Origin of the sequence: Mycolicibacterium septicum DSM 44393, assembly GCF_000455325.1 — a bacterium.
Classification (GTDB): domain Bacteria; phylum Actinomycetota; class Actinomycetes; order Mycobacteriales; family Mycobacteriaceae; genus Mycobacterium; species Mycobacterium septicum.
In genome coordinates, this window is record NZ_HG322951.1 from 2,258,347 (window position 1) to 2,270,838 (window position 12,492).

General features: G+C 67.1%; 13 protein-coding genes and 1 pseudogene. 6 read left to right on the top strand and 8 right to left on the bottom strand.

Going from position 1 to position 12,492, the window contains the following annotated elements; genetic code table 11:
• Window positions 1-701 (bottom strand): TIGR03089 family protein (locus tag TX88_RS10735; RefSeq protein ID WP_044519295.1); only part of this gene is annotated, 701 nt, incomplete at its 3' end.
• A gap of 23 nt (window positions 702-724) precedes the next feature.
• Window positions 725-2,206, bottom strand: a complete 1,482-nt coding sequence (locus TX88_RS10740; RefSeq protein ID WP_044516656.1) for an LCP family protein — start codon at window positions 2,204-2,206, stop codon at window positions 725-727.
• A 66-nt stretch (window positions 2,207-2,272) separates the two neighbouring features.
• Between TX88_RS10740 and rfbD the strand changes: the two genes are divergently transcribed.
• The 3 genes from rfbD to manB are packed head-to-tail and all read left to right on the top strand — an operon-like array spanning window position 2,273 to window position 5,125.
• Window positions 2,273-3,157 carry a dTDP-4-dehydrorhamnose reductase gene (rfbD, locus tag TX88_RS10745; RefSeq protein ID WP_044516658.1) on the top strand — a complete coding sequence of 295 codons (885 nt, stop codon included), beginning with the start codon at window positions 2,273-2,275 and terminating at the stop codon, window positions 3,155-3,157.
• On the top strand, window positions 3,154-4,044 hold the full coding sequence (locus TX88_RS10750; RefSeq protein WP_044516659.1) for a glycosyltransferase family 2 protein: 891 nt from the start codon (window positions 3,154-3,156) through the stop codon (window positions 4,042-4,044). Before rfbD ends, TX88_RS10750 begins: the two co-directional genes overlap by 4 nt.
• A 1-nt stretch (window position 4,045) precedes the next feature.
• Entirely contained in the window at window positions 4,046-5,125 is a 1,080-nt protein-coding gene (manB, locus tag TX88_RS10755) for a mannose-1-phosphate guanylyltransferase ManB (RefSeq protein ID WP_044516661.1), read from the top strand.
• Between the two features lie 78 nt (window positions 5,126-5,203).
• On the opposite strand, the gene TX88_RS10760 is transcribed toward manB, so the two are convergent.
• Window positions 5,204-6,553, bottom strand: coding sequence for a hypothetical protein (locus TX88_RS10760; protein WP_044516662.1), 1,350 nt, complete (start codon window positions 6,551-6,553; stop codon window positions 5,204-5,206).
• A 151-nt stretch (window positions 6,554-6,704) separates the two neighbouring features.
• Between TX88_RS10760 and TX88_RS10765 the strand changes: the two genes are divergently transcribed.
• Window positions 6,705-7,052 carry a DUF732 domain-containing protein gene (locus tag TX88_RS10765; protein WP_044516664.1) on the top strand — a complete coding sequence of 116 codons (348 nt, stop codon included), beginning with the start codon at window positions 6,705-6,707 and terminating at the stop codon, window positions 7,050-7,052.
• Here the strand turns inward: TX88_RS10765 and TX88_RS10770 are convergent.
• The 4 genes from TX88_RS10770 to cofD are packed head-to-tail and all read right to left on the bottom strand — an operon-like array spanning window position 7,049 to window position 10,787.
• The gene (locus tag TX88_RS10770; RefSeq protein ID WP_044516665.1) at window positions 7,049-7,885 is read right to left on the bottom strand and encodes an SDR family NAD(P)-dependent oxidoreductase; all 837 of its coding nucleotides are present in this window, start codon (window positions 7,883-7,885) and stop codon (window positions 7,049-7,051) included. The genes TX88_RS10765 and TX88_RS10770 overlap by 4 nt on opposite strands.
• Window positions 7,886-7,894: 9 nt before the next feature.
• The gene (locus TX88_RS10775) at window positions 7,895-8,407 is read right to left on the bottom strand and encodes an NUDIX hydrolase (protein ID WP_044519296.1); all 513 of its coding nucleotides are present in this window, start codon (window positions 8,405-8,407) and stop codon (window positions 7,895-7,897) included.
• Window positions 8,408-8,439: 32 nt separating this feature from the next.
• Window positions 8,440-9,795, bottom strand: a complete 1,356-nt coding sequence (locus tag TX88_RS10780; protein ID WP_044516667.1) for a coenzyme F420-0:L-glutamate ligase — start codon at window positions 9,793-9,795, stop codon at window positions 8,440-8,442.
• Window positions 9,792-10,787: a 2-phospho-L-lactate transferase gene (gene cofD / locus TX88_RS10785; RefSeq protein ID WP_044516669.1), complete on the bottom strand. Its 996-nt coding sequence runs from the start codon at window positions 10,785-10,787 to the stop codon at window positions 9,792-9,794. The genes TX88_RS10780 and cofD overlap by 4 nt, the downstream gene beginning before the upstream one ends.
• Before the next feature lie 294 nt (window positions 10,788-11,081).
• On the opposite strand from cofD, the gene TX88_RS10790 reads away from it, so the two are divergent.
• Window positions 11,082-11,471: a WhiB family transcriptional regulator gene (locus tag TX88_RS10790; protein ID WP_044516671.1), complete on the top strand. Its 390-nt coding sequence runs from the start codon at window positions 11,082-11,084 to the stop codon at window positions 11,469-11,471.
• Window positions 11,472-11,517: 46 nt separating this feature from the next.
• On the opposite strand, the gene TX88_RS10795 is transcribed toward TX88_RS10790, so the two are convergent.
• Entirely contained in the window at window positions 11,518-11,940 is a 423-nt protein-coding gene (locus tag TX88_RS10795; RefSeq protein WP_044516672.1) for a metallopeptidase family protein, read from the bottom strand.
• Between the two features lie 129 nt (window positions 11,941-12,069).
• Here TX88_RS10795 and TX88_RS10800 point away from each other — a divergent pair.
• Window positions 12,070-12,490: pseudogene (locus TX88_RS10800) on the top strand (DUF3499 domain-containing protein).
• Window positions 12,491-12,492: the final 2 nt, after the last annotated feature.

Genomic DNA, 12,492 nt, shown 5'->3' on the forward strand with positions numbered 1-12,492 from the left:
CCGCGGGTGACCTTCTCCGTCGTGCGACGCCGTTCCTGTGCGCCCGCATCGGGATTGGCCACCTGGACCAGTGACGCCCCGGCGGCGAACACCGCGACCAGATTCGAGATGAGCTCCTCGGGCGTGGTCCAGCCCGCAGTGGACAACACGCGGTCGCCGGCGGTGAAACCCTGTGCGGCCGCGGCATTCCGGGCAGCTTCCAGCACCTCGGCGACCGACTGCCCGGCCAGGGCCGGGCCGGGAACGCGCTCGGGCACGATCTGGTCGCCGTGCACCCGCACCGCGGTGGCGTAGTCGGTGACCCCGATGGGCAGGTCCGGAGCCGGCTTGCCGAACGGGTCCAGCGACAGCACCGCGACCTCGCCTCCGGAAACCGCGTCGTCGGCCTCATCGAGGCGCTCTCGGGTGCACAGCGCTGTGTCGGCCTCCCCGTCCAGAACCACCTCGGCACCGATCCACCAGATCCCGAACAACACCGCCGCGGTCTGCCAGTGCGCGGGCAGCAGCACTGCCACCCGCGTGCCCGGGCCTGCCCCCATCTCGTCGCGCAGCAGGTTGGCGGTCTTGGCGGCCCAGTTGGCCATGGTCACCGTCGACAGCTCGATCCGCTCACCGGTGGCGTCGTCGTAATAGGTGATCCGTGGCCCGGCCGGGTCCGCTGCCAACAACGGATCCAGGACGGCAGCGCTGACTGTGCTCATAGCCTCGTTCTACTCGAGGGTGATCAGTTCACACACTTGGGATCGTCCGAACCCGCGTTGAGGATCGGCGACGGCGGTGGCGGCGGGCTCTGCTCGCCGGTGTCGCTGTAGGTGTCGCCGACCGACGCCGGGTCCACGATGCCCGCGGACGGATCCATGCCGTCGGAACCGGGTCCGGTGTAATCCGCCGCCAGGACCACCCGCACCGCGCCGGGCGGCAACGACGAATCCTCGTTCACCGGCAATCCGCCGAGGTCCTTCGCCACCGCCTGGGCGCCGAGGTCGTCGCTCTTGGCGGCCAGTACCTGGCTGGACACCGGCGGGGCGCCCTCGTGGTTGCCGGTGGTGCCGGGCAGGAACCCCTTGTTGCTCAGCGTCTGTGACACCGCGGCCGCCAGGCCGTTGATGTCGGTGCCGTTGACCACCTCGACGGTGGTGTTCTCCGGTGAATAGCTGAGCTGTTCGGTCTTGCCCGCGTCCTGGTCCTGCAGCAGGCTCGACACCCACTGGTGGACCTCGTCGGGATCCACCCGGACCACGCTCTGCATACCGTCGTCGCTCCAGCCGTCCTCACGCAGGATCGGGATGGTGGCGAACGCGACGCTGCCGGCCGCCAGCTTCTGCAGCTGCTCGACGAAATTCATGATGTCCCAGCCGTCGGAGATCACCACGGAGCGCTGCACGGCATCCTGCAGCCGCCCCAGCGTGCCGGGGCTGGACAGCGTCTTGCTGGAGATCACCTCGTGGGCCAGTGACGCCATCACCGACTGCTGGCGGGTCACCCGGTCGAGGTCCCCGCGCGGCAGGTCATGGCGTTGCCGAACGAAGCTCAGCGCCTGCGGGCCGTTGAGCTTCTGCCAGCCCGCCGGGAAATCGGCGCCCGAAAGCGGTTCGTAGACGGCATCTTTGAGGCAGACATTGACGCCGCCGAGGGCGTCGGTGATCAGCGCGAAGCCGAGGAGTCCGATTTCGGCGTAGTGGTCGACCGTGACGCCGGTCAGTGAGGCGACGGTCTGGATCAACTCCTCGCGGGCCGCCTCGGTGGCCTTGGGCTCGGCGACGGCGGGATCTTCACCCTCGACCTCGACGAGCTGTTTCATCCGGTCGAGCTTGACGTCCCCGAACACGCCGTTGATCTTCATCTTTCCCCAGCCCGGTGCTTCCACGTACGAATCGCGGGGGATGGAGATGGCCGTGGCCGACTTCCCGTTGTTGGGGATGCGGATCAGGATGATGGTGTCGGTATTCGTCGAGACGTCGTCGCCGGCGCGCAGGGTCTCCAACTCTTCGGCCGACAACGGGTTGCCGTGAGCGTCGGTACGACTGTCCATACCGACCAGCAGGATGTCGATGGCACCGTCCTCGCCGCCGCCGCCGAGGGCCGCCGAGCTGATGTGGTTGATGCCGGATTCGAAGGAGCGGATCTGGCTCCAGGCCACCCCGGTTCCGAGCACCACGGCCGACGCCGTGGCGACAGCGAGGGAGCGAAGGACAGGGAAAGGCACGTGCCCAGGCTACTTGCGGCTCGGACGTGAGCCGGGTAACGCAGACCGGCGTGCCAGACTCGGCGCATGGCGCAACGGATTGTGATCACCGGGGGTGGCGGCATGGTCGGCCGAGTATTGGCTGATCAGGCCCGTGGAGAGGGCCGTGACGTGCTGGCCCTGACCTCGGCGGAATGTGATATCACCAACGTTGACACGGTGCGCGCGTTCGTCGAGCCCGGCGACGTGGTGATCAACTGCGCGGCATATACGCAGGTCGACACCGCCGAGACGGACCAGGACAGGGCCATTGCCGTCAACGCCGTCGGCCCCGGCAACCTCGCCGCGGTGTGTGCCCGGGCCGGCGCCGACCTGGTGCACATCTCCACGGACTACGTGTTCGGTGCGTCCACGGAACGTCGCACCCCCTACGAGGTCGATGACCAGACCGGACCGGTCAACGTCTACGGCCGGACCAAATTGGCAGGGGAACAGGCGGTGCTGGCCGCCAAACCCGACGCGTACGTCGTCCGCACCGCCTGGGTGTACCGCGGCGCCGACGGAACCGACTTCGTGGCGACCATGCGCCGGTTGGCGGCCGGGGACGGTCCGGTCGATGTGGTCGCCGACCAGGTCGGGTCGCCTACCTATACCGGCGACCTGGTCGCGGCGCTGCTGCAGATCGCCGACGGCGGTGTGCGGCCCGGCGTGTTGCACGCCGCCAACGCCGGGGCCGCGAGCAGGTTCGACCAGGCGCGAGAGACCTTCGCGGCCGTCGGTGCCGATCCGGAGCGGGTTCGGCCCGTCGGGAGTGACCGTCACCCGCGGCCCGCGCCGCGTCCGGCCTACACCGTGCTGTCGGCGCTCCGGTCCGCCGAGGCGGGCCTGACCCCGCTGCGGGATTGGCGAGAAGCCCTGGCAGCAGCGGTTGGAAAAGAGAGCCCGTCCGGCCCGCTACCCTCTACGCCGTGACTGAGGATGCGGCCCGCCCGCTCGTGGTGGTGACGGTGACGTACTCGCCGGGGCCACATCTGGACCGTTTCCTGGCCTCGCTCGCCCTGGCCACCGACCGGCCGGTGACCGTCATCATGGCCGACAACGGCTCGACCGACGGGGCACCCGAACGAGCGGAAAAGCGCTACCCCAACGTGCGCCTGATCCGTACCGGCAGCAACCTCGGCTACGGCAGCGCGGTCAACCGCGGCGCCGAACAGATCTCCGACGGCGACTGCGCGGAATTTTTCATCGTCGCCAACCCGGACGTGCAATGGGGGCCTCGGTCGATCGACCTGCTGCTCGACGCGGCCCAGCGGTGGCCGCAGGCCGGTGCTCTCGGACCATTGGTCCGCGATCCCGACGGCTCGGTCTACCCGTCGGCGCGTCATCAGCCCAGCCTGGTCCGCGGCGGCATGCACGCCGTCGTCGGCCCCTTCTGGAAATCGAATCCGTGGACCGCGGCCTACCGGCAGGACCGTCAGGAGCCCAGTGAGCGCGAGGTCGGCTGGCTGTCCGGTTCGTGCCTGCTGATGCGCCGGGCCGCCTTCGACGCCGTCGGCGGATTCGACGAGCGCTACTTCATGTATATGGAAGACGTCGACCTGGGCGACCGGATCGCCCAGGCCGGCTGGCAGAACGTCTACGTGCCGTCGGCCGAGGTGCTCCACGACAAGGGGCACTCCACGGGCCGCGATCCAGCGCGCAACTTGGCCGCCCATCACCGCAGTACCTACACTTTTTTGGCTGATCGATACCCGGCGCCCTGGCAGGCGCCGTTACGGTGGACAATTCGGGGCGCGCTGGCAGCACGTGCGGGCCTGGTGGTCGGTAGTTCTCGACGTAAACAGGCGAAAGGGCACTGACGTGATCAATCCCGCGGAGGTGGACGCTGTCGTCCTCGTCGGTGGACGAGGCACCAGGCTCCGGCCGTTGACCCTCTCGGCGCCCAAGCCGATGTTGCCGACGGCAGGCGTTCCGTTCCTGACCCACCTGCTGGCGCGAATCTCGGTGGCCGGCATCAAGCATGTGGTGATGGGCACCTCGTACAAGGCCGAGGTTTTCGAGGAGGCGTTCGGCAACGGCTCCGATCTCGGGCTCGAGATCGAATACGTCACCGAGACCGAGGCGCTCGGCACCGGTGGCGCCATCGCCAACGTGGCGGACAAGCTGCGCTACGACACGGCCATGGTGTTCAACGGCGACGTGCTGTCGGCCGCCGACCTCGGCGCGGTGCTCGAGTCGCATGACACCCACCAGGCCGACGTCACGCTGCACCTGGTGCGCGTCAGTGATCCGCGTGCGTTCGGCTGCGTGCCCACCGATGCCGACGGTTTCGTGACGGCGTTCCTGGAGAAGACCCAGGATCCGCCGACCGACCAGATCAACGCGGGCTGTTATGTGTTCAACCGCGACGTCATCGACCAGATCCCGCGCGGCCGGGCCCTGTCGGTCGAACGCGAGATCTTCCCCGAGGTGCTCTCCCGCGGACTGAAGATGTGCGGGTACGTCGACGCCTCGTACTGGCGGGATATGGGCACGCCCGACGATTTCGTGCGCGGATCGGCCGATCTGGTCCGTGGCATCGCACCGTCGCCTGCGCTCAACGGCCGTCGCGGTGAGTCCCTGGTCCACGAAGGTGCGGCGGTTGCGCCGGGCGCCTTGCTGATCGGTGGCACCGTGGTGGGCCGCGGCGCCGAGATCGGTGCCGGCGCGCGCCTCGACGGCGCGGTGATCTTCGACGGGGTGCGCGTGGAAGCCGGTGCGGTGATTGAACGTTCGATCATCGGCTTCGGGGCCCGCATCGGCCCGCGGGCGCTGATCCGCGACGGCGTGATCGGCGACGGTGCCGACATCGGTGCCCGTTGCGAACTGTTGCGCGGTGCGCGGGTGTGGCCCGGGGTGGCCATTCCCGACGGCGGTATCCGGTACTCGACCGACGTCTAGGTTCCGGCTGCTGCGCCGAAACCACGCTTTCTGACGAGAATTGGCGGAAATTCGCCATAAAGGGTCGTCTCGGCGTGGTCAGCCGGTCTGATGCAAGTCAACGTCGGACGGTGAGTATTCGGCACCCCCGCCGAATATTCCTGAGGGCGTGGCTGTTTCGATGGTGGCGGCCTCGTCCATCCCTCCCTCAGGATCTTCGATCGAGGTTTTGGTACCCAAAAGCGGTACAACCATCGGTGTCGTGAAGGCGGGATGGTCTACTACGGTGAAAATCCTCAGCACCGGGTGGTCGCCGACCAATTCCTCGATCGAACCCCTGGCGGCGAACTGAGTCTCGGTGCACAGTGCCTTGCCACCACCCACCCAATCATGCAGCCCGCGTGCTTCTTCCATGAACCCGGCAATGTCCTCGGTGTACGACTTCTTGGGTTCGTAGCAAGTGCGGGTGTCCTGCACTGCGCGGCGCGTTACGGCGACGATGTTGACGCCCATTTGGACCAGTCGCACCGTCTGCGGGTTGATATCTATCATCATCTGGGCGCCTGTGGTGGACCCGGGCGCCAGAAACCTCCCTGCGGCGCCGATACTCCCCGCATACAGCAACTTGGAGTTGCTGGGCACGACTGGGATCTGGCGATAGTCGCCGAGCATGCTTCCCACCGGATCCAGGTACGAGGCAACCGTATTGGTGGTCGCAGGCTCTTCCGGCACACCGAACGGGTATGCCCTTACACGCATGACACCTGCCGGGATGTCGACTGCTACCGAACTGCGATTATGCAGGGTGAGCTTGGCCGACAGGTGGATGATCGAACCCGAGGAGCCCACCGGCGTCAGTTCTGCCTGTACATCCACCAGTGGAAGTGAGCGCGCCGGCAGGTAGTCCGATTGCAGCCAGAACTGGACCAGCCCCAGCACCGGGAACAACGAGACGATCACCACCGCGCCCCGGTTGATCGCTCCATGGGCGTAACGGGCCAGATAGATGACCCAGAACAGCGCGATAGCACCGAACAGCAGTGCCACTCCGGTGATGCCGATGAGTTGCCGGACCGGGCTGCGCTCATCGACCAGCCACACATATGCGGCCAGACACACCACAAAAATCTGGCTTGTCATCGCGGTGAGGAAGGCGCTCGACGATCGTCTGAGTATCGCGCCGATGGCGAGCGCGCACGTGATTCCGATACCGAGAAGGAGTGCAGCGCCCAAAAGATCCCACGCCGAACGGGTCAGGGTGGCGTCCCACACTGCGAGCCAGAGCACTACTACCGCGTTCACTGTCAACCAGCTCAGCAGTAGCCCTTGCACCGGTCTGGAGAGGCTGGACACGGCGGTTTCGACTTGGGCGCTCTGCTGCTCCGACGGTCCGTCGCCGTTCTTGCCGGAGGTGGAATCTTCGGCCGGGGAGTCGATCTGCAGGCTCATGGTGCCTCCTACCCGAGTTTCCGTGGCGTACCCACGGTAGGGCGATCGCGCTCAGCAGCGCTTGAGTAGTCGACTACCTAACTTTGGTGAAAAAGTGTGTTTGCCGGCCCTCTCCGCGCCTTACGCTTTGATGGGCGAAGGGGGAGGGGCCATGGTCAACGGGCTGTTCGACGGATTGCGGCGCAATGTACTGGCGTCGATCGCGGCGGCGATGGTGCTGGGGACGCTTTTTGGGGTCACCGCCCCTCAGGCGGCGGCTTGGCCGGTACCGCTGACCGCGGAGGACACCAACTACCTCAAGGCCACGCGCGGAGTCTTTCCCGGCGATGACGACCAGTTGCTGCTGGTGGGCCGTGAGATGTGCCGCCTGCTCTACACGGGGACACCGGCACAGGCGGTGATCGACCAGATGTCCGGCCAGTACGCGGCCACCCCGCAGCAGACCGCGGTCGCGCTACGGGCTGCCCGCCGCGCGTACTGCACGCAGGCCCCGGGCTAGGCGCCGACCATCTCCAGGCTGCGGTCCCAAAGTTGTTGTGCCAGAACAGGATCGTTGGCCTGCTTGTTCGGTCGACCGGGCTTGCGTCGGGCGTAGTACTGTCCGGAGGTCCAATCGGTGCCCGGGGTCGACGTGGCCAGCCATACCAACTGATCTGCCCCTTTGTCCGGGCTGACCAGGATGAGCTTCTTCAGCGGTGTGCGGTAGAGGAGTTCCAGCGCCGGGTTGTTGGCCTCGGCGCCGAAGTTCGAGGCCACCGAGCCCGGGTGGAACGCCGCCGTGGAGATCCCGTCCGAGTGGTGGCGGCGGTGCAGTTCCTTGGTGAACAGGATGTTGGCCAGCTTTGCGTCGCCGTAGGCCTTCTGCGCCTTGAACCCGCGTTCGTGGTTGAGGTCGGTGATGTCGATGTGGCCGAACAACCGGTTGCCGACGCTGGAGGTGTTGATCACCGATGCCTTGGCTTCGATCAGGCGATCCAGCAGCAGGGTGGTCAGCAGGAACGGGGCCAGGTGGTTGACCTGGAAGGTCTTCTCGAACCCGTCGACGGTCTCCTGCCGGGTCCGGTCCAGGAGGCCGCCGGCGTTGTTGGCCAGCACGTCGATGCGCGGATACCGATCCAGCAGCTGGGTCGCCAGGTCGCGGACCTGGGCGAGTTCGGCGAAGTCGGCAACGAGGTGGTCGGCGCCGAGCGGACCCGCCACCGCCGCGGTCTTGGCGGGTGAGCGGCCCACCACCACGACATTGTCGCCGCGCCGGCTCAACTGGCGGGCGGCTGCGGCACCGACGCCGTCACTGGCGCCGGTGATGACGATGGTCCTGCGCTCCGGGTTCACCGGCCCAGACTAGACCGTCCCGGTGACAGAGTCGGCGAGTTGTTGAAGGCCGAAGTCGGTGCCATCGGGCAGCGCATCCAGGGGCCACCAGCGTAGGTCCAAAGACTCGTCACTGCAGGCGATCTCGGCTCCTGCCGGGGCCCGGACGACGAACTGCATGTCGAGGTGGCGGGTCGGAACGCCCAGCGAGCAGGTCACCGGATGCACATGCAGCGCCGCCAGGTGCGGGTCGATGGTCAATCCGGCGATGCCAGACTCCTCGGTGGCCTCGCGCAACGCCGCCGAAGCCATGTCGGAATCCGATTCCTCACAGTGCCCGCCGAGCTGCAACCAGCGGCCGAAGCGAGGATGCAGGGTGAGCAACGTCTGGGTTCCGGTGTGATCGACGACCAGTGCCGAGGCGGTGATGTGGCCGGGCACGCACGCTCGCAGGCAGGCATCTGGGCGGGCGGCCAGGAACGACAGCACCGCGTGCCGCAGGGTGTCCTGACCGGGATCGGCCGTCTGCCAATGCGTCAGCATCTCGACGGCGGAGGCGTGCAGGCTCTCGGCGCTCACTTCACGACCAGCAGGCCGTCGGTGGGCACCGGGTCGCGCGGCGGTTGCGGGTCCGCGGCGTGACCGATCGCGATGGCGCCCAATGGCTCCCAGTCCGCGGGAAGATCGAGTTCGGCACGCACCAGGTCACCGGCGAAGATGGTCGAGCCGATCCAGCAGCTGCCCACGTCGCGTACCGCCAGCGCCACCAGCAGAGCCTGCACCGCGGCGCCGACCGCGACGGTGAACATGGTGTGCTCGGCTTGGGTGCGGGCCTCGTCGGGATAGCTGTGGGCGCCGTCGGGAACCAGGAAAGGAATCACCAGTTCCGGAGCGTCGTACAGGATCTGACCGCGGTTCACGCGCCGCTCCACGGACTCCGGGTCCCGGCCGTCCCCGGTGAGATCGGTCCGCCACTGGTCCTTCATCCGGTCCAGCAGCCGGGTGCGGGTGGCGTTGTCCTGCACCCAGACGAAGCGCACCGGACGGGTGTGATGCGGCGCGGGTGCGGTGAGTGCCTCGCTGACGGCAGCTTCGATGAGTGCGTGGTCGACCGGCTCGTCGGCGAACGTGCGCACTGAGCGACGCAATAGCTGAGCCTGGTTGCGCCCCATCTCGATTGCCTCGGCGGTACCGAGCCAGAACAGGTCGTCCTCGCCGGACCGCAGCAGCGTGCGGGCGTTCGATCCGTCGTCGATCAGCTCCAGCCCACGCACCACCGCGACGGGGATCGCGGTGAGCTTGCCCTTCACCAGATCGGCTGCCGCAGCGATCTCGTCGGCCACGGCCACCTCGGTGACCAGCAGTTCGTTGCCGTGCCGGTCGCGTGCGCCGGCGTATCCGTGCAGGACGGTGAGCCCGGACGCACCGATCGCGAAATCAGCTTGGCCGTTGCGCCAGGCACGGCCCATGGTGTCGGTGATCACGACGGCGAGGTTGACGCCGAGTTGCTCACGCAGGCGTACGCGCAAGTCGCGTGCGCTCCCGTCGGGATCCACCGGCAGTAGCGCCAATTCGTTCGAGTCGACGTTGGACCCGTCGACGCCGGCGGCGGCCTGGACCAGGCCGATGGCGTTCTCGGTGATCAGCGTCCGGCCCTTGCGGGCCAGTACCCGGACCGCTTCGGAATCGATGAGCTTGCGCCGCAGGGTATCCCGCTCTTCCGGATCGGAAGGGGCGGTGACGATGCGGCCTTCGCACTTGGACACGATCTTGCTGGTGATGACCAGTACGTCCCCGTCGTGCAGCCATGGCGCCGCGTCGGCCAGCGCGGCGGCCAGGTCATCCCCGGGCCGGAATTCGGGGAGCCCTGGAACCGGCAGAATCTCGACGCGGCCGGCGGACCCGTGCTCGGTGTTCGCGTCGGTGGTCACAACGGCACTCCTGCGAGATCGAGACCGGCGCGCACCATCTCGGCGGTGGTGGGCGGGTCGGTCATCAGCAGTGGCACGGCGCGCACCTTCACGCCCTCGATCTCGGCGTCATCGCCTTCGTGTACCAGCCAGCCGTCCAGGATTCCGGTGCCCGACCGGGCGCCGAAGTGCTGACCGACGGCCTGTGACGTGGATTCCACACCGATGATGGAAAGGCACTCATCTGCCATGCCGCGCAACGGTTTTCCGTTGATGATGGGGGAGTAGCCGACCACCGGTGCCGCGGTCGAGCGCAGTGCGCCCCGGACTCCCGGGACCTGCAGGATCGGTCCGATGCTCACGACCGGATTTGACGGCGCCAGCAACACCACGTCGGCATCGGCGATGGCCTCGGCGACACCCGGCGCCGCGGTTGCCTGTTCCGCACCGACGAACGCAAAGCTGTGCGAGGGCACCTGTGCGCGGTAGCGCACCCACCACTCCTGGAAGTGGATCGCGTGACGAGCGCCGGCCTGATCTCCGGGGCCGGGGTCGGTGATCACCACGTGGGTCTCACTGCGGTCGTCGGTGACGGGCAACAGCCGCGCCCCGGGTGACCAGCGCTTACACAGCGCCTCGGTGACCTGCGACAGGGGGTAGCCGGCGCGCAGCATCTGGGTGCGGACCAGATGGGTGGCGAGGTCCCGGTCGCCCAGGCCGAACCAGTCGGGTTGCACGCCGTATGCGGCCAGTTCTTCCTTGGCGTGCCAGGTCTCATCCTTGTGACCCCAACCGCGCTCGGGGTCGATACCGCCGCCCAGGGTGTACATGCAGGTATCGAGGTCCGGGCAGATCCGGACTCCGTGCATCCAGGCGTCGTCGCCGACGTTCACGATCGCTGTGAGTTCGTGCTTGCTGTCGCTCCCGGCAAACTGGCCGAGGCCCAACAGGTGCTGCACCCCCAGCAAAAACCGGGCGCCTCCGACGCCGCCGACCAGAACGGTGATCTTCACAACGTCCGACCCTAAGCGTTCCAGGCTCGCGGATGGAAACGACGTCGTCACGGGCAGGACACGCCGATGTCGCGACGCGCCGATTTGACATTACGAGATGGTATGAATTCGCGTCCTGGCGCTTGACCCTGGCAGCTAACACGTGTGTAATCACAGATGTGTCATTTCCCGGTCGGTGACTGATTCCGGTGTCGCAGACCGAGATTCGATCATTTGTTCGAATGGGGTGACCGCATATCGCAATAGTGGGGCTCCACTTAGGATCTACGAGACCGAGTGAGGAGGCGGGGGATAATGTCTTATGAGAGCGGCGATTTCGATCGTGTGGTCCGGTTCGACAACCGGCTACTCGGCTCACTGGACAACGCACCGCACATCAATGCGGCACCGGCACCGCTGGGGGAAGCTGGACGTCCTCAGCTGAGTTTGGTTCCCGAGCACATTGATGTTGATCCGGAAACCGAAGACGACCAATGGCAGGAACGTGCGCTGTGCGCGCAGACCGACCCGGAGGCGTTCTTCCCGGAGAAGGGCGGGTCTACCCGCGAGGCCAAGCGCATCTGCCTGGGTTGCGAAGTGAAAGACGCATGCCTGGAGTACGCGCTTGCGCACGATGAGCGTTTTGGTATTTGGGGAGGCCTGTCCGAACGGGAGCGTCGTCGGCTCAAACGCGGCATCATCTGACGCTCCAGCTCGACGGAGCGCTCACCGCAGGGTGTGGCGCTCGGTGTCAGTCGTCGTCGATCGTCGGGTCGATGACTGACGGTTCTACTCCCAGATAGGTGGCCACTTGGGCCACCAGGATTTCATGCAGTAGGTCCGCGAGCTCATCGGGTCCTTTGACCCGGCGCTCGATGGGCTTGCGGAACAAGACAATTCGAGCCCGGGTCGCATTTCCTCTGACATCGACCCCGGCAGGTATCAGCCGCGCCAATGCGATCGGTCCATCGGCGATGACCTCGGGTGGCCATTGCACACTGTCCGGATCTTTCGGAGACATCCGCGGAATCTCGTCGACAGCGACATCGAGTTCTCGCAGGCGCGACGCCCACCGACGTTCGATCGGCTCGTAGGCCTCCAGCACCGCCATGTCGAACCGCTCGGCCCGGCTACGCCAGCCTGGGACCGAGCGTGGAAGTAGCGGCCCGCGCATATCGCGGCCGCGGCGCGATCGCCATGGGTTCCGCTGGGCCACGGCGATGATCGTAACGGTTCGGGATCGGGGCCCCGACGGCCGCGTGTCCGGCGGCGCACAGCGATCGTCCAAAGTAATCTCTGGAGCGTGAATGTTCCCCGTCCGCTGCTGCCGGCCCGGGTGCCCGCACTATGCCGTGGCGACGCTGACTTTTGTCTACTCCGACTCCACGGCGGTAGTCGGACCCTTGGCCACGGTGTCTGAGCCTCATTCCTGGGATTTGTGTGTCGGCCACGCCGGCCGTATCACGGCGCCGCGGGGCTGGGAGCTGGTCCGGCACGCCGGGCCGCTGCCCACTCATCCCGATGAAGACGATCTGGTGGCGTTGGCCGATGCGGTCCGCGAAGGCCAGCCCGGTGCGGTTCCCCGGGGCGGGGTGGTGGCCGGATTCTCCGATCCCGCCACCGGTCTGGGCACCAGCGCGGTGATGGCACCGCAGGCGCGCCCGGCGGAGACCAATGGACGTCGTCGCGGGCACCTGCGGGTGTTGCCGGATCCCACCGATTGACC